The organism is Lactobacillus sp. ESL0260 (assembly GCF_003692935.1).
Classification (GTDB): Bacteria; Bacillota; Bacilli; order Lactobacillales; family Lactobacillaceae; genus Lactobacillus; species Lactobacillus melliventris.
Map to the genome: position 1 here is coordinate 277,077 of NZ_REHO01000013.1, position 23,121 is coordinate 300,197.

The following is a 23,121-nucleotide window of genomic DNA, read 5'->3' on the forward strand; positions in this document are numbered from 1 at the left end:
TACTCCCTATTTTGACTTAATATAATTTTGACCATCAGCTGCTGGAGCAACCGATTTTCCGAAGAACAGAACTAAAACTATGATTGTAATTACATAAGGAGCAATCTGCATGTAAACAGCAGGTATGTGGCTGAAGAACGGCAATTGATTGCCGATGATACTAATACTTTGAGCAAAACCAAAGAAAAGCGAAGCCATCATTGCACCTAACGGATTCCATTTACCAAAGATCATGGCCGCCAAAGCCATAAAACCTTGGCCCACAATAGTAGAAACTGAAAAGTTACCAGAAATTGCCTCTGCAAAAACTGCACCGCCAACTCCACCTAAAAAGCCTGATATTAATACTCCAGCATAACGCATGCCATAAACATTAATCCCCAGAGTATCAGCAGCTTGCGGATTTTCACCACATGAGCGTAAGCGCAAGCCAAAGCGGGTTTTATACAAAATCCACCACAATACTACGGACACCACTATTGCCAGCCATGCTGGTGCTGAGGTATTTTGAAAGAAAATAGGCCCTATTACAGGAATATCAGCTAAGCCAGGAAAACTAAAATAACCAAAGCTTTGAGTAATGTTTTCAGTTTGCCCTTTATCATAAATAGCTTTAACTAAAAATACTCCTAAAGGCGGTGCCATGAGGTTAAGTACAGTCCCACTGATAATATGGTCAGCATGAAAATTAATAGTGGCAACAGCATGTAGTAATGAAAAGAGCAGACCCACAATTCCACCAATCAATAAGCCAAGCCATGGCGTTGCTTTACCAAAAGTAGAAGCAAAAGTCAGGTTAAACACAATGGCAGAAAAGGCACCGATAGTCATTATTCCTTCCAGGCCAATATTGGTAATACCTGAGTTTTCACTATAAACGCCACCTAAAGCGGTGAAAATCAACGGAGCCGAATAGACAAAAGTTGATGATACAATTAACGCTAAAATCGTAACTAAATTCATTAATTTTGTCCTCCTTGAGTTTTAGTAGAATCCGCCACCGCACTGTCTGAATCCGTATCAGCGGTTTTGGTGTCTCTTTGAATTGCCTGGGCTTTTTTAGTTTTAAATAGTAGTCCAATAACATATTGAATAGCAACAAAGAAAATAATAGCGGCAATAACTATCGAAACGATCTCATAAGGGATACCGGCAATGGTCTGCATCCCTAGACCACCAATTTTTAATATCGAAAATAATAATGAAGCTAGCAAAATACCAACAGCTGTGCCGCCACCAAGAAGGGCAACAGACAAGCCATCCCAGCCAATATCCAAACTAGTCGTCTGGGTAAAGTAGTTTTGATAAGTACCAAGTCCCTGAACAACTCCACCTAAACCGGCAAAACCGCCAGACAGGAGCATCGATAGCATAATATTCTTTTTAGCAGACATTCCGGCATAACGACTAGCTGCAGCATTAGTACCAACCGAACGAATTTCAAAGCCGGTGGTAGTCTTCCGCATTAAATACCAATACAAAAAGACGGCGACTAAAGCAATAAAAATTCCCGCATTAATCCGTGAATCACCAAACATTGAACTAAGCCAGTTAATCTTTAAACTACCGTTAGCAGTAATTGTTTTAGTAGTATCAGTATCAATACGTAATTTCGCTGACATTACCTGCTGCATCAAATATTGACAGGAATAAAGCACAATATAGTTAATCATAATGGTTGTAATTACTTCGTTAGTGCCAAATTGAGCACGCAGCCAGCCAGCAACTCCGGCAACAAGTGCACCGGCAATAATACCGGTAATTACAGCCAATGGCAGTAAAAATACTTTAGGCATATTCGGATTTGCCAGCACTACCCAGATAGATGACAGCCAGCCTGCTTGCGCCTGGCCTGGTAAACCAATATTGAAAAAGCCGGCTGTAGAAGCAATGGCAAATCCAATAGCAGTAAAAATCAGGGGAGTTGCTTCACGAATAGTTTCACCTATACCATTCATGTTGCCTAAGGCGCTGGAAAACATTGAAGCATATGCTTGAAACGGGTTGTAACTCCAGACCAGCATGATGATTGCCCCAACTAAAAAGCCTGCTAAAATTGAAATAATTGGTACTAAAATTTTCTTAGTTTTTAGTGTTACTTTAAGCAAGAGCGCTGCCTTCTTTCTTAACACCAGTCATTAACAACCCTAACTCCTCATCACTCGTGTTTTCCGGTTTGACTTCACCTGAAATACTGCCATTGTGAAGAACAATAATCCGATCAGACAACTGCATAATTTCATCAAGCTCGTATGAAATTAACAAAATTGCTTTACCTTGAGCTCTTTCGTTTAAAAGCTGATTATGAATGTATTCAATAGCACCAACATCAAGTCCGCGTGTCGGCTGGAAAGCAATAACTAAATTGCTGTTGCGGCTTAGTTCACGGGCAATTATCACTTTTTGTTGATTACCACCAGATAAATCACTCACAGGCATTTTTTCACTGGTCGTTCTGATATCAAATTGCTTAATCAACTTCCTGGCATGTTCGTGAATGACGTCATAATGCATGACGTTGTGACGTGAAAATGGCTCTTGATAATAAGTTTGCAGAGCTAAATTATCTGAAACTGAAAAAGGTAAAATTAAGCCATATTTTTGCCGGTCAGCAGGAATATATGACACGCCCTTTTCAGTTATCTGGCGTACCTTGCGATTAGTCATGTCTTCGCCGGCAATTATAATTTTGCCGGCATGAACATGTTGCAAGCCGGTTAAAGCCCTGACAAGTTCATCTTGACCATTACCATCAATACCGGCAACACCCAAAATTTCGCCAGCATGCAAATTAAAAGACATTCCTTTAATTACAGCCACGTTTTGCTTATTTTTCACTTGCAAATTTTCAACCTGCAGCATCGTTTTACCAATTTTTGCCACTGGCTTATTAAGCTTCATGTTAACATGACGACCAACCATCAATTCCGCCAAACGATTATTATCAACGTTAGCAACATTAAAAGTTCCTACACTTTGACCAGCACGAATAACAGTGACACGATCAGCAGCTCTCTCAATTTCTTCCAGCTTGTGCGTGATTAAAATAATCGATTTTCCCTCTTTAGCCAGTCCACGCAAAATTTGAATAAATTCCGTAATTTCTTGTGGCGTTAAAACAGCAGTGGGCTCATCAAAAATCATAATATCAGCTCCGCGATACAAAACTTTCAGAATTTCCACTCTCTGTTGCTGTGCCACAGTAATCTCACTGATTTTTTTCTGAGGGTCAATATTTAAGTTATAGCGCTCAGATAAGGCCATAATCTGCTTTTCAGCTTTTTTGAAATCTAGTTTAGGTCCCTTGGTTGTTTCATGACCCAAAATAATATTTTCCAAAACTGTAAAGGATTCCATCAACATAAAGTGCTGGTGCACCATACCGATACCTAGATCTTTGGCAACAGTTGGATTTTTAATATTAACCTTTTTTCCGCGAACTTTGATTGTACCTGAAGTTGGCTGAATCAATCCTGATAGAATGCTCATGAGAGTTGATTTACCAGCACCGTTTTCCCCTAATAACGCCAGAATCTCACCTTTTTTCAAAGTCAGATTAATATCGTTATTAGCTTTAAAGCCATTAAAATCCTTAACAATATGGCGCATTTCTATTACGTTCGTCATATTTTCCATTTTATGTAAATTTCCTTTTTCGTAAAAAACTCTTTGCATAAGTATACACAAAGAGTTTTAATCAATAATTTACTTTAATTTTGCGCTACAGTAATTTTTCCGGCAACTATTTGTTGTTTAGCCTTTTCTACTGCCAGCCATGCCTTTGGTGTAAGGTTGCCTTTAGTAATTGAAACACCATTGCCTTTTAAGGAATAGACAAGATGCTTTCCTCCTGGGAATTTTCCTTTAGCAGCATCGTCAGCCAAGGATTTAGTTGCAACGTTTAGTCCCTTCAATACTGAAGTTAAAGTAAAGTTAGCCTTTTTACCATCTTTCGTTTTATAGTTACCAAGATTTTTCTGGTCAACATCTACACCAATCACCCAAACCTTGTTACTTTCAGGTTTAGTTTGATTTAGGGCTTTAGCTTCTTGGAAGACTCCGCTACCGGCTGAACCTGCAGCTTGGAACACAATATCACATTTATTAGCATACATTGACTGTGCAATTGATTTAGCTTTATCGTTTGAAGTAAAGTTACCGATATACTGTACGCTGACATTGATCTTTTTATGCTGAGCTTTAGCAGCGTCTTTTACGCCTTGCTTGAAACCAGCTTCAAAAGTATCAATGATAGCTGACTTAGCTCCTCCGATAAAACCAACTTTGTTGGTTTTAGTAGAATAAGCAGCAGCCACACCACCTAAATATGATGATTCATTACTCTTAAAAGTTACTGAAGCCACATTTTTTTGACCAGTAATCACATCGTCAACGATTACAAAATTTTTCTTAGGATTCTTTTTAGCAGCTGCTTTAACCGAATCTTTTAACATATAACCAATACCAAATATTGTTTGGTAACCAGATTTAGCAGCTTGGTTAAAGTTAGGCGTATAGTCAGTAGCACTGCTAGATTGGAAATACTGATAGCCTTTACCTTGCTTGAAATGATGTTCTTTACCATAATCTTTAAAACCGGCCCATGCAGCCTGGTTAAAGGATTGGTCATTAATACCATTGCTATCAGTAATTAAAGCAATACTGTCTTTTTTGTTCTGACTGCTTGTTCCCTGCTTTTTTCCCGAGCAAGCATTCAAAACTAAAGTAAATGATGCCATTAAAAATCCTAATGACAAAAATTTCGTAAATTTCTTACCCATTGATTTTACCCTCCACAAAATACGAACTTTTCATAGTTAATATTATAATAAAATACGCATTAATTCAAGAAATATTTTTTTGTGGTTGATTATAGGTAAAAATGTTGGCGTATTGCGAACTATTTACTTGGATGAATTGGCACTTTGATATTACCCTTAATAATTTCTGTACGAGCTTGACGTGAATATTGCCAAGCTTTTGCACTAATTTGTCCGCGTTTGATCGAAACTCCGTTAGTTTTTAAACCATAAACCAGTTGTTGACCGCCAGGGAATTTCCCGTGATAAGCGCGATTAGAAATGTCCCGTGTAGCTACATTTACACCGGTAATAACTGAAGTCAAAACAAAATTATCCTTTTTACCATCTTTAGACTTGTAGTTACCTAAATGAGACTGGTCGGAATCGACGCCAATAGCCCAAACTTTGTTAGCAGCTGTTCTTGTCTGGTTAATTGATTTAGCCTCTTGGAACAAGCCGTTGCCAGCTAAACCAGAAGCGTGGAAAATGATATCGGCTTTTTTAGCATACATTGACTGGGCAATTGCCTTTTCTTTATCAGCACTCTTAAAGTCGCCCACATATTGGTTTAAGAGTGTAATTTTTTTATGCAATTTTTGCGCCTGATCATGAACGCCTTTGGTAAAACCGGCATCAAATAAATCAATAATATTGCCATGGGCACCGCCAATAAAGCCGATGACATTCGTCTTTGTTTCTGTTGCCGCAACAACACCTGCCAAATAGGAAGCCTGCTCACTCTTGAAGTTGGCAGAAGCTACATTCTTCTGCCCCTTTATTACTTCATCGACAATAACGTAGTTCTTTTTAGGATTCTTTTTAGCAGCAGCCTTGACTGCATCCTTTAAGCTATAGCCAATACCAAAAATTGTCTGGAAGCCGGCTTTACTTGCCTGATCAAAATTAGGCTCAAAATCCGCCGCACTGCCTGATTGAAAATACTGGTAGCCATTGCGCCCGCGATTAAGATTATGATCTTTGCCATATTCCTTAAAGCCTTGCCAAGCAGACTGGTTAAAAGAATTATCATTAACACCCGCAGTATCAGTGATTAGCGCAATTGAGTGCTTGGCACTACTACTTGAATTGCTGGCGCCACCCTGCTTTTTACCTGAACAAGCAGTAAGCGCTAACCCTGCAGCAACCGCTATCGCACTGATGGAAAAGATTTTTTTAATTTTTGACCTCATATTGTACCTCCTGTAAATATCACAATACCTAACATACCACATTTAGTGGCTATGTCAAAAAAGTGATACAACATAGAGTGTTGATCTAACAACATTCCTATTTTTTATGAAAATGAATGTAAACTACATGCTAACCTCTTTTGTATACCACAAAGAAAAAAGTTAAAATTTTCGTATAGAACTGGTTAAACTTTTAAAACTATAGTTACTTGGAAACTTTTATTAAAACTATTAAAGCCAGCAAAATTATTAAATAACTACGTAAAAAAATTGGTCTAAACATACATTTAAACATTGTTTCATTAGAATTAGGTTTCATTGAGAAATCAATATCTGCTTCATCTTTTTTTGCTACTTCATCATACAAAGAACGGTATCTACGTTCTTGACAAAGATAATAAGCATCGCTTATCCAAAAGAGTATAGTTGCGAATAAACACAAATATAATATATTGCAGGCCCATTTTTCATTTATATTCGCTAAATATAATGTAACTAAACCACCAATTGCTGTTAGCGACCAGCCTTTTATCAAAAAAGAGTTTGAACTCATTCTTGTTATAGTATCTTCGACCATCTTTAAGTGTAATCTTTTATTTTCACCGGTTGTTTCTTTTGGCATAAAAAAATCTTTCTTAATTTACATTTATATGTATATTGTATTCACTAATATTATCTCTCAGATCATTAGCCTGATTAAGGTAAAAATCCATATTATTTATAAAATCTATCCAACTAACTGTATACATATAGGAATAATCCCCAAAATAAACTTTTCTACCATTTATGATTTCTGTATAAGGATTTTTTTGATTAAACATATTCTTAGAAATAATTCTAAATGTTTTATCAGTTGACAACTCTTGTACTTGTTTTTTCTCGTTATTTTTATCGATATAATTCCAATAATTTATGAAATAGTTATAGTTACCAAAACGATCTGGTAATACAACAGCAATAATTCCATTTGGCAAGCTGCGCCTTTTAAATCTAGTCTGAGTTCTTAAAGAATATGAAACTTCCCACGGAATCCATTGATCGTCTTGTTCTTTAAAGCAGTCAACCATGTTCGGAGATATCAGAACAAGCGTAATTGATGAATCCCATATTTTATCCTTTAAATGTGTTTGTATTGTTTCATCCTTAAAGCTGCTTAAATCCTCATCCGCATTCTCTGCTTTATTTAAGTCATCACCGCTAAATTTATTTTCTTGTAAATAATCTACATAATCTCTAGCCGTTCCTAACTTGCCACCCTCAATCTTTTCAACATTATTGTCACAATACTTATATGAAACGAATACTTTATAACCCATTTGCAAATTCCTTTCTTAAATATAAATAAGTTTTGAAATTAGTGTCTGCTACATAATATAAAATATTAAGATAACAAAATTTCTGTAAATTTCAAATAGACAACTTTTTATGTAACAACTACAAAAATCAAAACCTTTAACTATCTCAATGTTTAACATACCATATTTAGTTGCTATGTCAAATAATGACTACAATATATAGTATTGATCTAACAACATTCCTATTTTTTCATGAAAGCGAAACTGAACTTTACTCATAATGATTTGTATACCACAAAGAAAAAAGTTAAAATTTTCGTATAGGTGTTAATTAAGTTAATCTGGCGCCATTAAGCAACCTTTGTTCATAAACTAACGTATAATAAAATAAACGGTAAAATGTTCGTCAATGATAAAGGTAATATAATGAAATTATATAAAGCTTTTTTTAAATCAAAATTAGGAACATTAACGCTTTTAAGCGATGACAGCTATCTCTTAGGATTATGGTTTAACGGGCAAAAACATTTTGGTGCTGGCTATGATTTGAGTCTTGTCAAAGTCTTTCCCAGTAGCCCGATTAAATCGGCCCAAAAATGGCTGACTGCTTATTTTGCTGGGCAAAAACCAGACCCATCTACCGTCCCCGTGAAACCTGACGTGTCAGCCTTTAGGCAAAAAGTACTTAAGGAACTGCAAAAAGTGCCTTACAGCGAACTTGTCACTTATAAAGAATTATCCGCTCGAGTGCAAAAAGGGCAAAAGAATAAAGTAAATAAGGCTCGTGCAATTGGCAATGCTGTTGGACACAATCCTATTAGCTTAATCATTCCCTGCCACCGTGTAATTAGCAGTGACGGCTCTTTAACGGGTTATGCTGGAGGTCTCGACCGCAAAAGGGCATTATTAAAAATGGAAAATCCCCAAATCAAATTTTCCAGCCAATTAGACTTGCGATAAAGCATTTAATATTCGGTTTTAAAGCAAAATAAAAAGCTGCATGGAGCTCCACGCAACTTAAACATTCCATTCAGACATAAATTCTTTGACATAGTCACGCATAAATTCAGTTCTTTTTTGCGCTTCCTTTTTCCCTCCGACTGTATTCATTAAGTCAGCCAAATGGAATAATTTTTCATAAAAATGATTGATTGTTGTTTCCGTGTGCTTTCGATATTGATCATGACTAACAAGCTTTTGTGGTTTAATTCTGGGATCATATATGACATTGCCATGGGCCCCACCATAAGTAAAAGCGCGTGCAATACCGATTGCACCTAGGCTTTCTATTCGATCAGCATCTTGGACGTATTCTCCAGAAACTGGCAAATGATAATGGTGTTCGATATTGGCTGAAAAAGACATGTGCTGTATTGTAAATAAAATATCTTTTACTTCTAAAGCAGTAAACCCTGCTTGTGGCAACAATTCTTTAATACTGGCAAGAACCTGATCAGGATCTGCACAGATTTTTTCATCAATAGTATCATGCAAATATCCAGCCGCCTCGATAATTGCAACCATACGGCTGTCTTTATGTGCAGCAGGATTATCCTGCAAATACATTTTGCTGGCCAAATGCGCTACCCGCTGGCCATGATAAAAATCATGACCAGTTTTTTCATCTTGCAGCTGCTCTTTAACAAATTCTGTTACTTTAGCTAAATCCAAATTAATTTCCTTTCCCCATCCAACTATTAAGCCTGCATTACCTCAAAATACAACTTAATGACGATTTTACCGCTTTTTTACTAAAAAAAGACAGACTACAAATTCATAGCTTTTACTACTTGTTTAATAGTCTATCTCTTTTGATTAATTTAACCAAACCATTTTATGTTAGTCACAAAGATTAAAGAAACACTAGCTTTTGAGATAATTCTTACCAAATATCAATGCTAAATGTTTAATTTCTTATGGGCTGGTTTGAACTTATGATTTTTAGTTATAGTACCAATATGATTATAAGTTACTGTCGCTGGTTTAAATTGACTTAAATCTTCCGTCTTAATATAAGTCACAATTAGTTCACCATTTGGCACATAATTGTATAGTGGATAATAATTTTCATAGGTATTAGTACCGTCAACTCTGAACTTAATCGGTGTGCGTCCAATCCAAAAACCCTTATGTTTGCCCTTTGTTTGACCATCTTGCTTCAGGGAAACTGTAAACGTGGCGTCTTCCTTATTACTATATATAATGTTTTCATTAGTTAGCGTTTTACCATATTTATGATCTGATTCACTGTAACCATTATAAGCATTAGCCAAAGAGCCATTGTAATCATGAACTACCGCGTGTCCCTTTTTAAGTTGGTAACCATATGGGACCTGGCAATATGCGGCTGGAATAATATATTTTCTTTTGCCATCTTTTTCCTTAATATTACTAATAAAATAGCGTGTGCCGTTGATTGTGCCAGCACCTATAAAGACATCCCAGTCATCAATTCCAGGATCAGACTTAGTTCCTATTAATTTTAGTGATTTAAGATCACGATATGCTTCAACATTGTCGCCTGGAATAAAACTAGCGTACCATTTTCTTTTTTTGATGTAGTGGACACCAGACTTTTTAGAAAGTTTCTGAAGCTTGTTATAATCCTTAGTTGTCGCAACCGGTAGTGACTTAGCAGCAACGGTTTGAGAGTTTAAACAAACTAGTGTAGTGATGCCAGCAGTCAATAACACTCCCGCAATTATGATTTTTTGGAATAATTTGGTTTTCTTCATAGCAAATTGACATCCTTTCTGTAAGATACAGTTTGACCTTTTATAATAGATTATTTACCTGACACTATTAGTTATATAATCAATAATAAAATTAAGCAATATAAAAATTAGATAATAATGATTTTTAATTTTCAATTTTTCGATACAATTTTATCTCTAAAACTGATTACTACACTTAATGCAAAATAGTCCTTAACCTATCACAGCAATATTTTGATAAATTACTGATATTAAAAATTAAGCCACTTCCCAGATTTGAACTGGGGACCTCCTCCTTACCACGGCGGTGCTCTACCTTCTGAGCTAAAGTGGCGAATTAAATTCAATAAAAAAGCATTCACTTTTCATAAAGCGAATACTTCAAATAATACTATATCTATTCGTTGTCTGCAATAAATCTCACAGCGGTACCATAGGCAACCACTGACTGCATGTCGCCACTGATTGAACTAGAGTCAAAACGCATCATCACAATTGCATCTGCGCCCTTATCCTCTGCAGCTTGACGCAGTCTCTCTAAAGCTTGATTGCGAGAATCTTCCAGCATCTTGGTGTAACTGCGAATTTCACCACCAACAACTGATTTTAGCCCCGCACCAAAATTTTTAACAAAATTTTTGGACTGAGTAGTCAGACCAAATACTTCTCCGATAAGTTCGTATTTTTTACCAGGTATATTTTCTGTAGTTGTTATTAAAATTTCTTTTTGTGCCATTTTGCCCTCCTAGCAGTATGGTTATACGTTACTAAATTAATAGTATGAAATCCCATAACTTTTTTGTCAAATTAGTCAAATCAGATTTATTATTTTACAAGCAATTTTAGGAGGCATTAAATTAATCTGAGTTAGGTCTTTAACAGCTACCCAGCCAGGCTGATAAACATTTGCATTATTTGAGCGTTCTTTTTCTTCTCCACTAATTTCTGGTGCAGCTATAAAGGAAATTTCAGCATAAAAGAAATGTTCATCTTCTTGACTTTTGTATTCAAATAGCTGGTTTAAGGCAGCTGGTTTTAGTTGAATACTTAGTTCTTCATTAATTTCTCTGATTGCGGTTTCAACTGGGGTTTCATTCCCTTTAGCTCCACTTCCCTTTAGCTCCACCACCAGGTATTACCCAGTAGTTACGACCATTTTTTAATCTATGAATTAATAAAATTGCATCATTTTCAGAATTATAAAGAATTACACGTGCACGCATATCAACCACTCCTTCCGCAAAAATAATGTTTTCTTATATACCCTTTTGTCAACCAAAAAATCTGTTGCACCGAGACCGAGCGCAACAGATTTTTTCTTAACTAGTCTTTAATTGTTACCAAAGTATATTTTCTTTTGCCTTTTCTAATAATAACGTATTTACCGTCAAAGGCTTTAGCAGGATCGACCTCAAAGTCAACTGATTGCTCGCGCTCACCATTAACATAAATTGCTCCGTTAACAACATCTTCTCGTGCCTGACGCTTAGAGGGCTCAATCTTGGTATCAACTAAGAAGTCTATGATATTTTTGCTCTGAGAAGGTGCTGCGGCTGCAGGAGCACTCTTAAGTCCCTGCTCAATCTGTTTAACCGACAAGTTTTTAATATCACCGGAAAACAGGGCGTCTGTGATCATCTCTGCCTCTTTTAGTCCTGCTTCGCCGTGAACAAACTTGGTTACTTCCCTTGCAAGTGTTTTTTGTGCTGTCCGTTTCCATGGTTCGGTTTTTACTTGTTCAGCCAGATCATCAATTTCTTCATGACTAAGAAAAGTAAAGTACTTCAAATACTTAACTACGTCACGATCGTCCTGATTGATCCAGAACTGGTAAAATTCGTAAGGACTGGTTTTTTCAGGATCAAGCCAAACAGCTCCACCTGCTGATTTACCAAACTTAGTGCCATCAGCTTTTAACATTAACGGAATTGTTAAACCAAATGCCTGTCTGTCTGATCCCATTAACTTGTGAATTAAATCAATGCCAGCTGTGATATTACCCCACTGATCGCTACCACCAATTTGCATTTGGACACCATAATTTTTATTTAGCTGGTAAAAATCAATGGCTTGTAAAATTTGGTAGGAGAATTCAGTAAAGGAAATACCATTTTCCAAACGACTGGCAACTACATCTTTATTAATCATGTTATTAACTTGGAAGTGCTTGCCATATTCACGCAAGAATTCAATTAAACTTAATTTATCAAGCCATTCAGCGTTATTAACGATTTCAAAGTTGTCAGTGCCAAACAGCTTTTCCATTTGTTTAGTCAGAGCTACCTCGTTTTCATGCAATTTTTCTGCACTAAGAAGAACCCTCTCTGATTTACGCCCAGAAGGATCGCCAATTGTTCCCGTACCACCACCTATAACAATCACAGGATGATAACCAGCCAATTGAAATCTTTTTAATATCATGAAAGGAATAAGATGGCCGATATGTAGTGAATCACCTGTGGGGTCAGTACCACAATAAAGGGCTAAATCATCGTGCTCTTGTAAATACTTGGTTAAGCCAGCCTCATCGGTTTGCTGGTTAATCGCTCCGCGCCACTTCAAGTCTGCTAAAATATCAAAGTTTGCCATCTTTTTTCCTCCAATAAAAAAGTCCCCAGATTCATTTTTGAATCTAGGGACGACTAATTACCTTTTCAGCCGTGGTACCACCCACGTTTACACTTAATCACAAGTGCCTTAACCATGGTCTTTACGGGAACCACCCAACTAGTATTTCGCTACTCTTGACCTGTCTAGCTCACACTAACCGCTAGTTCTCTGAACGCTGAATCAAGGTGCTACTTAAAATTGTTATAAATGATAATACTCATTTTTTCTTAATAAGTCAATATAATTTTATTACTTATAGAAGCCTTTAATCTTTAAGCCATATGCTTTACCTGCTGTCATATCATATTGGATAGCTTCATAGTCAGCTAAAATTTCTTGTTGTTTTTTGGTGAGATATTTTGGATCAATTACTTGTCCTTGCCGGCCAATTAATTCGAAGCCTTTATCTCCTTTAAAGTTAATCGTAATTGCCGGCAATTTCTTATGTACTTCAGTCAGCAGCGCTTGGTAAGGGGTAACTTTCGAATCAGTCTGTTCTAGCATCATAGCAATAAAGTCACTCGAGCTGACAAAGTTATTAGCCCTACGCGGCAACCTAGTCTTAGCACCATGTTGACGAGCATACTTGTTTGAGTAAATAAAGTAGCGCGTTGAATGCATTTGTACCGGATACTTAGCAGTATAGTTTTGAGAAATAATGCTTGGATAGTGATCACCATAAAAGACTAGAGTAATAGGCTTTTGAATTTTATCAATCTGCTTGATAAATTGCTCAACTGCCTTGTCAGTATATTGCGTACCCTTGACATAGGTAGCCATTTGATCACGTACTGCTGGAGACTTGAACAACTCTCCCGAAATCTTACCCATGTATTCGTTGTTGGGGTACCAGTTATTGTATGGCATGTGGTTTTGAATTGATATCAGGTTGATAAACTGGCCGCCATTACGGGAATTGATTTCTTTTAGTCCGTTGGCGTAGGTAGTGAAGTCAGAGTTATAACCGCTTTTACCTAGCTTCTTTTGGTCAATAATTTTATATTTTGAACCAACATAGATAAACTTATCAAACTTAAATCTATGGTAGTCTTCCTGACGTGAGTAGTATGTACCGATAAATGGGTGGACTGCAGATTTATAATCAAAGTTCATCCCTATTGTTGGGTAGAAGTCATAATTTGGCACAATTTGAACGTAAGGGGTCAAAGTAGACTTGAACATACCCATATTCAAACCAGTTAAGGTTTCCCATTCCATGTTGGCAGTACCACCACCATAACCAGCACTCAACATATTACCGTAGGTTGAGCGTGACTTCATCGACTGGATAAATTTAACTGGATTTGGAACATCACGATCGAATCTAATCGTAGGGAAGGTGCTTGGATCAACAAAGCTTTCACTCAGATTAAAGACAATGGTTTGATTCTTCAGATCATTTTTACGTTTCTTATTAATTTTGGCAGCAACTTTTTCATACTTGGTATTTAGTTGCTTAATGCTTGTTTCTGAATAACCTTCAGGCTGATCCATAATTTGCAGGTCAATGTAATTCAAGAAATTAAGGACAGGCCCATTAACCTGAATATCACGCTCTGGGTTACGGAATCTCTGTCTGTTGTCAAAACCGCGATTAATATGATAGATTACGCCACCATCATGGTTAAAACGCAGCGGCGTAACAAATAGTAACAGGCTTAACAGTGCCCAAATTCCACGCCGTTTCCATGATCCGCGCTTTTTGATTGGACACTTTAATTCTAAGAAAATATCCAGCGCAATTATTACAACCAATGCAATTAAAATTACAATGACAGTTGTTTTACCAATCATTGGAATCAAGGTTCTCCAGTTGACTATCTCACTTAATTCAGTGGGGTAGATTGGTTCACCACGGAGTAAGAGCTTAATTTTATTTGCGATAGCCCAGCCGATAGCTATCAGACTTACCAGAATATTCGAAGTCCAGTAACGCGTTGTTACGAAATAAAATACTGAGAACAATGCATCTAGAAAAATGGTGGTTAGAATCATGGCAAAGAACTTAGTGCCAAGAAGATAAACTATCGCATTAATCGTTGCCGCCGTGCTTATCTGAATTCGTAAGTTATCGGATTCAATTAGGAAAGAGCCAAAACTTAAAATGTAGAACCAGGCCCAAGTTAGCAGATTAACCCTGTTTTTAATAACAAAGTTGGTAAATATTGCCCAACCCTTTTCACAAATTTTGGCCAGATTAGGTTCATAATCTAAGTAATTGATAATCTTAGCAAATGGATTTATTTGGAACAAATAGCGCTCAAGCAATTGATACCAGACAACCACAATGATTGTCATCACTAGCAGCAAAATCAGCTTGTCAATAATGGATGATCCTGTAAAGCTAAAAGCTCTCATAAATCTGGGTGAAATAGGTGCATCCATGATCATGATTACTGGTATAAAGTAGCGCATCTGCTTTTTGTTAAAAGTTAAGATTAACTTCTTAAACAATAAAAAGACGGCAACCACCAGTAAAAACATAAATGGTGACGTAGGATTATTTAAAAATTCCCTGTTCCAGTCGCCACCACCATTACCGGAAATTATCTGAGACCAGTAAACAGCGTCAAAGCCGGAAACGCCAATCACTACAATGAAGAAGGACAAAAAACCACTGATTAAAGATAATGTCAGCAACTTATTATTGATGGGAACATTGGCTAAAAACATGCCCCAGGCAAAGAAAAGTACTAAGTACAAGCCATAAAGCGAGTATTGAAAAGATAAATTACCAGCACTTAAGGCAAAACCTAGTAATGTCAGCAAACTTAGTACTAAGAGATTTTGCTTAACAGTTAATTTATGCAAAAAATCATATAGGTGTGGCTGGATTAGCAAGCAGAAAACCAGGCCGGAGAACAAAACTGAAGTACTGGTAATGATAGGAAACAGCATTCCCCAAACGCGCCACATATTAAAACGGGTTGGAACTATAAAGAAAAAGAAAATGTAGTAAACGATTAAAGTGACACTGGCTAACAGCCAATATTTAAAGCTTTCACTAACACTTTGCTTTTTCTTACTGTAAACAGCACCGAATACCATAGGCACTATCATTAAAGTCGCGTTGTGCAACATGTTAGGCATAAAGTGAATAAATGAAAAGTGCGCTCTGGCAGCAAATCCTTTCAAATTAAACATTTGCACTAGCATAAACAGAGTTGCCACCAGTAGGAAAATTATCTGAATAGCTTTTAAAGATTTCTTATTTTTATTCATATTCCTAAGTTATATTCCTCACTAAAAATGATGCTGTTGACTATCATGCAATAGACCCAATTTTTTCTTAATTGAGTATAAAACATCAACCTTTTTCCCGTTGCCAGTAAAAAAGTCACGTAGGTCATATCTAAATTTGAAAGTCATGACCAGAGTCATTATTAATAATACGATTCCCGCTTCTTTAACTTTAAAAAGTTCATACAAACTGAACAATATTATAAAAATTATCGGCGGAATCGTCAAATTTTGTAATAGTATCAGTAGTATTAAACAAACTAGAAGTGTCACCGCAGCAGCAGGAGTATCATACAGCGCCGCTACTATCACGGCTACCGTTACGCCCTTTCCTCCATCAAAATGGTTCCAAAAGGGAAAGCAGTGCCCCAGCTCCAAGCCTAAGCCCGCATACAAAAGAGCAATATTGTCTGAGAAAAGATAGTGTACGATAACAAGACAGATGAAAGTTTTTAACAAGTCACCAATACAAGTTAATATACCCCATTTTTTCCCAAACACTGCTCCGACATTTGCCGTGCCTGGGTTACCCGAACCCACCTTTGTGGGATCCTCGTGTAAAGCAAAGCGGCAAATTAAAACCGCAGACAGCAAGCAGCCAAATCCATATCCGATAGCGATTGACCACAAACGCATTACCAATTGTCGCCTTCTTCCTGGTAACTTTGATCTTGATAATCCTCGTAAATATGATAGTCTTGATTTTCAGGATTTTTAAAATCAAACCCTTGATTTTTATTACGTTTATTTTGGTAGGTTTCGTTATTGTCTACTGCTACAACAGACAAGCCTAATTCCGTTCGTAAATAATCTGATACTCGCTGCAATTCCTTAGTTGATTGCACCTGATAAGACGCACCGTCAATTGTCGCATTGTGTCCGTGAAGATAATCATTTTTGACATTCTTAGTAGAATCACGGTAGTTAAACGCAATTTGACGCAGCGCATCAAAGGGTAAATTAGTTTTAATGTTATCAGAAATTGCGGACAATACTGAATCTAACCTGGCTAAAGTATTGATTGACACTGACTTCTTGATGATAGTAGTTATCACTTGGCGCTGGCGCTTCTGACGGCCATAATCACCTTCTGGATCGTCATAGCGCATACGTGAATAGGCCAGAGCTCCGCCGCCACCCATGTGAGTCAACTGATTTTTCTTAAAAATGTAACCACCATATTCAAAACTCAAAGTGGGTTTGATATTAATGCCACCGATATAGCGGATTAGCCGCATAATACCTTTCATATTTACCAAAACATAATATTTAATTGGCACATTAACTAACTTGGACACGCTTGCCATGGACATGGCTGCTCCGCCAACAGGATAAGCAGCATTAATTTTTTTAACTTGGAATTTTTCTGCTCCTATCATTTGGGCCATTGTATCTCTTGGTACCGACATCAATGAATAGCGCTTTTTCTGCGGATTAACGACAGCAATAATAATAGTATCAGTATTACCTATTTTTTCTTTACGATCAAGTGCCCCGGTATCAGTGCCCATTAGTAATACAGCAAATTTTTTCTTGCCATCAAACTCGCCATTTTTGATCTGCACACTATTTTGGTCATCGTAGGCATTATCAACTGCATCTTTCGTGCGCAAATAAATATATGCGGAATATGCACCAACCGCCACAGTCAACAGGACTGCAAGGCTTAACACCCAAGCTAAAATCCGCTTTCTTCTGTGATAGTCCTTTGCGTGCAATTCGACCCGACTCTTATGCGGGTGATTCTCGTTGTGATCCATAACTTTTTACTTACCTAAAATCTAGTTACAATGAGTATATTATAGCAAAAAAACAAACCGACGACGGTTTGTCAATTTTATCTTATTAAAAACATTAATTTGTTTAACTCAATGTTAAGGTCAACGTCAATTCTTCATCACTATCACTGGCAAGACTGGATTGGTCTATACTAGCCTTAACTTGATCATGAGAAGCAGTTAACGCAAAATGAGCAGAGGCCAAAGTCAAAGTAGTATCGTCCCTACTCAGCTCAAGTTCATTGGCGTTGGTAGTGATTGACCAGCCTGTAAAAACAGGCATTAAGAATTGTAACGAAAATGGCAAATCTTTATGCGAATTGTTTTTCAAATAAAACTTAATATCAATTCTATTTCCCTCCAAAGCGTATGTCAGAATTGCCTCAAAATGGTAAGGAAATTTTTTGTAGCTTGAGTTGTCGTCAATTAACGCTAAACTTACTCTGGAATCTCCTTTATCTACAACTGTCCATGGCAGATTGTCAGCCAGGTTTTCCCCTTGACCTGCTCCCTTAAAAATAATCTCTAATTGTTTTTGCACATTCTCATCTTTAAAATAATCAGTCTGATTATTTTGGGCAATAAAGTTAACTAACTTGGCACCCTTTTCAGAGATAGAAATTCGCAAAACAGAACTTTCAATTGTTTGCATAATTTACTCCCACACTTTTTTTCTTCCTCAAAAATAGCACTCAAATAATGTTATTGTCAATTTGCATCGAATATCTAAAATACTTTTATATAATTTTAATTAGGGGCTTATTTGCAAGCACTTTTTAGTAAAACAAGCTAAAAGTATTAGCAAAATTCAGTTAGATATATTATAATAGACTTGTTCCCGAGAATTAAAAGAAAGTTTTTGGAACAAGTTAATAAAAAGAGCATCCCAAGAAATTGGGGTGCTTTTTTTTGTAAATCAAATTTCATAATTAATCCGATCGCGCGACGCCTCAGTTAAATCTGCAGAAACCGGTGCAACAAAGGAACCATCATCTGGCAACTTAATATCACTAGCTTTGCTAGCCTTCGGCAATACCGCTTTATTGTATAAACGACTCGCAAGTGTATCAGCAGCCATTTTCATTGCTTCACGCAGACCCTGCCCTTCGGTTATTCCCCCTTTAACATCAGGGAAACTAATTACATATATATCATTTTCCAGTGGCTTAAAAATGGCTGGATACGTCACAACTTTATGGTTCATCCTAAACCTCCTCGTTTTGCACTTTCCCTCTACAATAATATACCCAAATAAGTAAAAAGAAGAAAAAATTATTAAAAAATTATTTTTTAAAGCAAAAAAGTGTTGAAAATTTTTATTTTCGACACTTATTTACAAGTTATTATTTATTATTTTTGAATAGTCTCCAGCCACTTAAGATAACAGTAATTAGACAAATTATCATTGAAATAATGAAAACTACATGCATACCATAAATAAAAATTTCAGGTTGCTTGGGTAAATATGCGGTGACTCTAGCTCCTTTTGCTTTGCTCATTGCCGCAAATAATACGGTAGTTGCACTGGAAATACCAATAACCATACCTAGATTACGGGATAAAGAGTTAATACTGCCAGCAACACCTAAATCCTTTTGTTCAACAGAACCCATGACAAGTGAATTATTAGGAGAACTAAAAATGCCGCTTCCCAATCCCATTAAAGCGATGCTGATAATGAACAGCCAAATTGGTGAATTTAAGTTGCACAATGTGTAACCCACCTGGCTGATTAACAGTAAAACCAAACCTATAAATGTGATCAGTTTAGGACCTATCTTGTCAGAAAGAGATCCTGCAACCGGTGCGGCAACCAGCTGGACTACAGGTAAGATCATCAAGATATAACCAGTTTGGCTCGGAGGTAAGTGACGCGCATTTTCCAAGTAAAAAGGCGTGACCACATTGAAGAAAAAGTTGGTAATAAAAATTAATAATGCACAAAGCAGACTAACTGAAAAATCCGGATTTTTAAACAATTTGAATTGTAACAATGGATTAGCAGCATGATTTTCCACATAAACAAACCAAATAAAACTTACAAGACCAATTACTAACATTAATAAAACCGGTAAAGAACTGAAACCTAATTGCTGACCTAAGAAAACACCACCAAATAGAGTAATCATACCGAAGGCAAAGCTGAACGAGCCCATTTTATCCAGAGGAGCTTTGGTAAAAGTAATGTCTTGTGGTAAAAACTTGGCGCCAATTAATGCAGCAATGATTCCCACCGGCACATTAAGCCAAAAAATGTAAGACCAGGACAGGTGACTTAATATTAATCCACCTAAACCGGGTCCAGCGATTGAGCCCAGAGCAACAAAGGAGCCAATAGTTCCTAACGCTTTTCCCCTTTCTGTAGTGGGAAAAATTTCTGTGATAATACCATTATTAGTAGCCATAGTCATAGCGGCACCAACTGCTTGCAAGGCCCTTGCGCCCAGCAAAAACAATAGATTGATTCTAAAACCTGATAAAAGTGACCCCGCAATAAAAAAGATTGCGCCTAAGCGAAAAATTTTAATCTTGCCCAAGATATCACTTAACTTGCCAAAAAACAAAATAAAGCTGCAGACTACAATTAAGTACAGCGAAACTACCCATTCGGACTGGCTCATTGGAATCCGCAAATCTTTACTGATTACTGGCAAAGCAATATTAACAATTGTGCCATCTAAAGTTGACATGAACGTGAAAAGTCCCACGGCAACCAGAATCCACCAGCGATTCTGTTGTACCTTTTGATTAGTTTGATAGCTTATTCTTTGTGCCATTTTACAAATATCTCCGTTTTTACAAAATTAGTTAGGTACCTTAACAGATTGAATTATACTCCTTTTTTTCTTTCTGCCAAGTAATAAAAACTATTGGCAGTAATTTTTGCAAAACCTAGCAGGTAAAAGAGCCGGCTCTAGGATAAATCAATTGGGACAGTTATCCTAAAAAGCTTTATTTTTGCCACTAAAATTGGCGGACAATTAATCTTCTTTTTGGTAATGAGACATAGATGTATTAAAATTAAACTAATAGCAAAGCAAAAGAGGTATGAATCATGAGGATTAAAAAATATTAATTTATAAGATCACTATTAATAACTTCACATACAGAAAGAGAATTAAATGATTGAAAATACTCCCCATAAAACAAAGGCATTTATTGCAGGAGTTAATTTAAATGACCCTAATTTTGATTATTACATGAATGAACTTGCCAATCTTACAGAAGCCGCAAACATGCAGGTTGTGGGACAGGCACGACAAAATGCGGAACACATCATAGCTGGTACTTATTTTGGCTTGGGAAAAATAAATGAAATTAAAGATATGGCACGGGGCCTAAAAGCAAAAGTATTAGTACTTAATGATGAGTTAACACCTGTACAAATACGTAATTTAGAAAAACTGACTAAGCTGCGGGTAGTTGATCGCACTGAATTAATCTTAGAAATATTTTCAAATCGCGCCCGGACTAAGCAAGCAAAATTGCAGGTGCAGCTGGCGCAATTACAATATGAATTACCGCGCCTGCATCCCTCTGAGAACTCGTTGGATCAACAACGCGGTAATGGCGGCTCCACTGGTGGTGGCTTTGCCAACCGTGGGGCCGGGGAAACGAAACTGGAATTGAATCGGCGCACAATTGGCAAACAAATTTCTATTATAAAAAGGGAATTACAAACTATTAGTAAACAAGAAGAAATTAAAGCCAAAAGGCGCAATCAAAATCATATCCCTAAAGTAGCACTAGTCGGCTACACTAATGCTGGCAAATCAACCACTATGAATGGGCTGTTAACAGAATTTTCCAAGCATAATGCTAAACAAGTTTTTGTTAAAAACATGCTGTTTGCTACGTTGGATACAAATGTTCGTCGTATCGACTTAGATAATAATTTTAGCTTTATCCTGTCAGATACAGTTGGTTTTATTTCTAAATTGCCCCATAACCTGATTGAATCTTTTAAAGCTACGCTGCAGGAAGTAAAAGATGCCGATTTATTAATTAACGTCGTTGATGCTTCTGATCCCAATATGATACAGATGATCCGCACCACACAAAACGTGCTTAATGAAATTGGCGTCAAAAACACGCCGATGATTACTGCCTATAATAAGGCTGACAAGTCAGAGCGCAATTATCCGCAAATTGAAGGTAGCGGTATTCTATATTCTGCAATTGATACCAAGTCTATCGCAACCCTTGCTGATTTAATAACCAAGCATATTTTTAGCAGTTATAAGCAAATTAATCTGCTTTTACCCTTATCTGCGGGAAAGATTTTAGCTTACCTGCATGAAAATGCTCAAGTATTAAAAGAAAACTATCAAAATGATGGTATTCATGTTGTTGCGCGTCTTTCACCCCAAGAACAAGCACGCTTAGCCAATTATATTAACTAAAAAAAGATCCTCGCATATTTTATTATTGTGAGAATCTTTTTTCATTTACTCAAAGCATCTTAGCCTCAAAACCACCATTTTATTATTGAATAACGCGCTTGGCTACACAAGGATAAAAATATGAACTGATTGTCTGCAATACTACCCCCTGCTCTGGCGTTGCAGCACAAACATACTGATTATTACCAACGTAAATTCCGACATGATAAGGCGCATTTTCTGAACCCCAAAATAAGAGATCGCCTGGCTGCAGCTGGTCCATCGTTACAGTTACTCCAACTTTTACTTGGTCAGTCGTTACGCGAGGCAATTGCACGCCACCGACTTGATTATAAACATACTGAACCAGTCCCGAGCAGTCATAATTATCTGGACCATTTCCACCCCAGGCATAACCTTTACCAATTTGACTCTCTGCTAAGTTCACCACGTCTTGTGCACGTTTAGAAACATTATCAGCAGAAACTTTATTACTCAAACGTGTTATTGGGGTTACATTAGCGGCACTCTTTGTTTGGATCGCATTATTAAGTTTAGGTACAACTGTCTTTTGCTCCTGCGCCTTTGGCTTAGCTGTCTTCTGCTTATTCGGCCCAACTGCTATTTTTTTAATTTTGCTTTTAGCCTTTTTATTCTTCTTTTTGGTTACTGCACTCTTAACTTGCTCGTGCACAGTTTGGGCATTAGAATCCTGCGTTAAATCTTGCGTGTAACGTGCTTCAATCCATTCACTGTCGCCAATCATGTACCATAATTTACCTTTGCGATCAACAGCCGTTTTGGCAACATTCCATTTACTTTTATTTTTTGCACGAAAACTGATCAGTTGCCCTCCATTATAATCTGTCCATATTTTCACACTCTTATTTGGCAGACAATTGATTTGTATTCTTTTTATAGGTGTCTTAAACGTAGCAGCATCTACAGTCTTTTGTGGTGAAGCAACACCAATTCCGGTTAATGTCAATGCTGCAGCAAGACTCATTTTCCAAAAATTACGCTTCATCAAATCATTTCTCCTTTGGTAGCATAATGTGACCAAAAACTAGTATTTAACTTCATTTTAAACGCTTCAGATTTTTAATCAAG

Annotated in this window: 22 protein-coding genes and 1 tRNA gene; 2 read left to right on the forward strand and 21 right to left on the reverse strand. The window is 36.8% G+C overall.

Translation table 11 applies throughout. The annotated features are described in order from the left end of the window. Window positions 1-6 precede the first annotated feature (6 nt). The 7 genes from F5ESL0260_RS07690 to F5ESL0260_RS07720 all read right to left on the reverse strand — a co-directional run bounded on the left by F5ESL0260_RS07690 (window position 7) and on the right by F5ESL0260_RS07720 (window position 7,308). On the reverse strand, window positions 7-963 hold the full coding sequence (locus F5ESL0260_RS07690) for an ABC transporter permease (protein ID WP_046325476.1): 957 nt from the start codon (window positions 961-963) through the stop codon (window positions 7-9). Further along, on the reverse strand, window positions 963-2,108 hold the full coding sequence (locus F5ESL0260_RS07695; protein ID WP_046325477.1) for an ABC transporter permease: 1,146 nt from the start codon (window positions 2,106-2,108) through the stop codon (window positions 963-965). Before F5ESL0260_RS07695 ends, F5ESL0260_RS07690 begins: the two co-directional genes overlap by 1 nt. Then, entirely contained in the window at window positions 2,101-3,636 is a 1,536-nt protein-coding gene (locus F5ESL0260_RS07700; protein ID WP_122026461.1) for an ABC transporter ATP-binding protein, read from the reverse strand. The genes F5ESL0260_RS07695 and F5ESL0260_RS07700 overlap by 8 nt, the downstream gene beginning before the upstream one ends. A 74-nt stretch (window positions 3,637-3,710) precedes the next feature. Further along, complete coding sequence (locus tag F5ESL0260_RS07705; RefSeq protein WP_122026462.1) at window positions 3,711-4,781, reverse strand: BMP family protein; 1,071 nt, start codon at window positions 4,779-4,781, stop codon at window positions 3,711-3,713. A gap of 119 nt (window positions 4,782-4,900) precedes the next feature. Continuing rightward, entirely contained in the window at window positions 4,901-5,992 is a 1,092-nt protein-coding gene (locus F5ESL0260_RS07710) for a BMP family protein (RefSeq protein ID WP_122026463.1), read from the reverse strand. 205 nt (window positions 5,993-6,197) lie between these two features. Then, window positions 6,198-6,614, reverse strand: a complete 417-nt coding sequence (locus F5ESL0260_RS07715; protein WP_122026464.1) for a hypothetical protein — start codon at window positions 6,612-6,614, stop codon at window positions 6,198-6,200. A gap of 13 nt (window positions 6,615-6,627) precedes the next feature. Next, window positions 6,628-7,308, reverse strand: a complete 681-nt coding sequence (locus F5ESL0260_RS07720) for a TIR domain-containing protein (RefSeq protein WP_122026465.1) — start codon at window positions 7,306-7,308, stop codon at window positions 6,628-6,630. A gap of 405 nt (window positions 7,309-7,713) precedes the next feature. Here F5ESL0260_RS07720 and F5ESL0260_RS07725 point away from each other — a divergent pair, with 405 nt between their 5' ends. Beyond that, on the forward strand, window positions 7,714-8,247 hold the full coding sequence (locus tag F5ESL0260_RS07725; protein ID WP_122026466.1) for a methylated-DNA--[protein]-cysteine S-methyltransferase: 534 nt from the start codon (window positions 7,714-7,716) through the stop codon (window positions 8,245-8,247). Between the two features lie 57 nt (window positions 8,248-8,304). Here the strand turns inward: F5ESL0260_RS07725 and F5ESL0260_RS07730 are convergent, their stop codons facing one another. The 13 genes from F5ESL0260_RS07730 to F5ESL0260_RS07785 form a co-directional block, all read right to left on the reverse strand. Then, window positions 8,305-8,958, reverse strand: a complete 654-nt coding sequence (locus tag F5ESL0260_RS07730; RefSeq protein ID WP_122026467.1) for an HD domain-containing protein — start codon at window positions 8,956-8,958, stop codon at window positions 8,305-8,307. Between the two features lie 227 nt (window positions 8,959-9,185). Further along, entirely contained in the window at window positions 9,186-10,022 is an 837-nt protein-coding gene (locus tag F5ESL0260_RS07735) for a hypothetical protein (RefSeq protein ID WP_122026468.1), read from the reverse strand. Window positions 10,023-10,262: 240 nt separating this feature from the next. Beyond that, window positions 10,263-10,335, reverse strand: a tRNA-Thr gene (locus tag F5ESL0260_RS07740). A gap of 63 nt (window positions 10,336-10,398) precedes the next feature. Beyond that, window positions 10,399-10,737 carry a heavy metal-binding domain-containing protein gene (locus tag F5ESL0260_RS07745; protein ID WP_122026469.1) on the reverse strand — a complete coding sequence of 113 codons (339 nt, stop codon included), beginning with the start codon at window positions 10,735-10,737 and terminating at the stop codon, window positions 10,399-10,401. Window positions 10,738-10,812: 75 nt separating this feature from the next. Next, on the reverse strand, window positions 10,813-11,127 hold the full coding sequence (locus F5ESL0260_RS07750; RefSeq protein WP_158593827.1) for an NUDIX domain-containing protein: 315 nt from the start codon (window positions 11,125-11,127) through the stop codon (window positions 10,813-10,815). Further along, window positions 11,102-11,224, reverse strand: coding sequence for a hypothetical protein (locus F5ESL0260_RS09575; protein ID WP_255410403.1), 123 nt, complete (start codon window positions 11,222-11,224; stop codon window positions 11,102-11,104). Before F5ESL0260_RS09575 ends, F5ESL0260_RS07750 begins: the two co-directional genes overlap by 26 nt. Window positions 11,225-11,324: 100 nt before the next feature. Next, window positions 11,325-12,590, reverse strand: a complete 1,266-nt coding sequence (gene tyrS / locus F5ESL0260_RS07755) for a tyrosine--tRNA ligase (protein WP_122026471.1) — start codon at window positions 12,588-12,590, stop codon at window positions 11,325-11,327. A 270-nt stretch (window positions 12,591-12,860) separates the two neighbouring features. Continuing rightward, window positions 12,861-15,833: an LTA synthase family protein gene (locus tag F5ESL0260_RS07760; protein WP_122026472.1), complete on the reverse strand. Its 2,973-nt coding sequence runs from the start codon at window positions 15,831-15,833 to the stop codon at window positions 12,861-12,863. Between the two features lie 21 nt (window positions 15,834-15,854). After that, the gene (locus F5ESL0260_RS07765; RefSeq protein ID WP_122026473.1) at window positions 15,855-16,487 is read right to left on the reverse strand and encodes a glycerol-3-phosphate acyltransferase; all 633 of its coding nucleotides are present in this window, start codon (window positions 16,485-16,487) and stop codon (window positions 15,855-15,857) included. Beyond that, window positions 16,487-17,611, reverse strand: a complete 1,125-nt coding sequence (locus F5ESL0260_RS07770; protein WP_122026474.1) for an LCP family protein — start codon at window positions 17,609-17,611, stop codon at window positions 16,487-16,489. The genes F5ESL0260_RS07765 and F5ESL0260_RS07770 overlap by 1 nt, the downstream gene beginning before the upstream one ends. Before the next feature lie 103 nt (window positions 17,612-17,714). Continuing rightward, complete coding sequence (locus tag F5ESL0260_RS07775) at window positions 17,715-18,281, reverse strand: aldose epimerase (RefSeq protein WP_122026475.1); 567 nt, start codon at window positions 18,279-18,281, stop codon at window positions 17,715-17,717. 264 nt (window positions 18,282-18,545) lie between these two features. Next, complete coding sequence (locus F5ESL0260_RS07780; protein WP_046325489.1) at window positions 18,546-18,833, reverse strand: type II toxin-antitoxin system HicB family antitoxin; 288 nt, start codon at window positions 18,831-18,833, stop codon at window positions 18,546-18,548. Window positions 18,834-18,972: 139 nt separating this feature from the next. Then, window positions 18,973-20,406 (reverse strand): MFS transporter, encoded by a 1,434-nt coding sequence (locus tag F5ESL0260_RS07785; protein WP_122026476.1) that lies wholly within the window; start codon window positions 20,404-20,406, stop codon window positions 18,973-18,975. 345 nt (window positions 20,407-20,751) lie between these two features. Here F5ESL0260_RS07785 and hflX point away from each other — a divergent pair, with 345 nt between their 5' ends. Further along, entirely contained in the window at window positions 20,752-22,032 is a 1,281-nt protein-coding gene (gene hflX / locus F5ESL0260_RS07790; RefSeq protein ID WP_122026477.1) for a GTPase HflX, read from the forward strand. Between the two features lie 82 nt (window positions 22,033-22,114). Here hflX and F5ESL0260_RS07795 read toward each other — a convergent pair whose 3' ends face one another. After that, window positions 22,115-23,038: a C40 family peptidase gene (locus tag F5ESL0260_RS07795; protein WP_122026478.1), complete on the reverse strand. Its 924-nt coding sequence runs from the start codon at window positions 23,036-23,038 to the stop codon at window positions 22,115-22,117. Window positions 23,039-23,121 lie beyond the last annotated feature (83 nt).

Coding starts and splice junctions, on each gene's coding strand:
- F5ESL0260_RS07745 (WP_122026469.1), bottom strand. CDS start 10,737: ATGGCACAAAAAGAAATTTTAATAACAACTACAGAAAATATACCTGGT.
- F5ESL0260_RS07795 (WP_122026478.1), bottom strand. CDS start 23,038: ATGAAGCGTAATTTTTGGAAAATGAGTCTTGCTGCAGCATTGACATTA.
- F5ESL0260_RS07700 (WP_122026461.1), bottom strand. CDS start 3,636: ATGGAAAATATGACGAACGTAATAGAAATGCGCCATATTGTTAAGGAT.
- F5ESL0260_RS07785 (WP_122026476.1), bottom strand. CDS start 20,406: ATGGCACAAAGAATAAGCTATCAAACTAATCAAAAGGTACAACAGAAT.
- F5ESL0260_RS07760 (WP_122026472.1), bottom strand. CDS start 15,833: ATGAATAAAAATAAGAAATCTTTAAAAGCTATTCAGATAATTTTCCTA.
- hflX (WP_122026477.1), top strand. CDS start 20,752: ATGATTGAAAATACTCCCCATAAAACAAAGGCATTTATTGCAGGAGTT.
- F5ESL0260_RS07690 (WP_046325476.1), bottom strand. CDS start 963: ATGAATTTAGTTACGATTTTAGCGTTAATTGTATCATCAACTTTTGTC.
- tyrS (WP_122026471.1), bottom strand. CDS start 12,590: ATGGCAAACTTTGATATTTTAGCAGACTTGAAGTGGCGCGGAGCGATT.
- F5ESL0260_RS07735 (WP_122026468.1), bottom strand. CDS start 10,022: ATGAAGAAAACCAAATTATTCCAAAAAATCATAATTGCGGGAGTGTTA.
- F5ESL0260_RS07720 (WP_122026465.1), bottom strand. CDS start 7,308: ATGGGTTATAAAGTATTCGTTTCATATAAGTATTGTGACAATAATGTT.
- F5ESL0260_RS07775 (WP_122026475.1), bottom strand. CDS start 18,281: ATGCAAACAATTGAAAGTTCTGTTTTGCGAATTTCTATCTCTGAAAAG.
- F5ESL0260_RS07705 (WP_122026462.1), bottom strand. CDS start 4,781: ATGGGTAAGAAATTTACGAAATTTTTGTCATTAGGATTTTTAATGGCA.
- F5ESL0260_RS07725 (WP_122026466.1), top strand. CDS start 7,714: ATGAAATTATATAAAGCTTTTTTTAAATCAAAATTAGGAACATTAACG.
- F5ESL0260_RS07715 (WP_122026464.1), bottom strand. CDS start 6,614: ATGCCAAAAGAAACAACCGGTGAAAATAAAAGATTACACTTAAAGATG.
- F5ESL0260_RS07710 (WP_122026463.1), bottom strand. CDS start 5,992: ATGAGGTCAAAAATTAAAAAAATCTTTTCCATCAGTGCGATAGCGGTT.
- F5ESL0260_RS07770 (WP_122026474.1), bottom strand. CDS start 17,611: ATGGATCACAACGAGAATCACCCGCATAAGAGTCGGGTCGAATTGCAC.
- F5ESL0260_RS07780 (WP_046325489.1), bottom strand. CDS start 18,833: ATGAACCATAAAGTTGTGACGTATCCAGCCATTTTTAAGCCACTGGAA.
- F5ESL0260_RS09575 (WP_255410403.1), bottom strand. CDS start 11,224: ATGCGTGCACGTGTAATTCTTTATAATTCTGAAAATGATGCAATTTTA.
- F5ESL0260_RS07765 (WP_122026473.1), bottom strand. CDS start 16,487: ATGCGTTTGTGGTCAATCGCTATCGGATATGGATTTGGCTGCTTGCTG.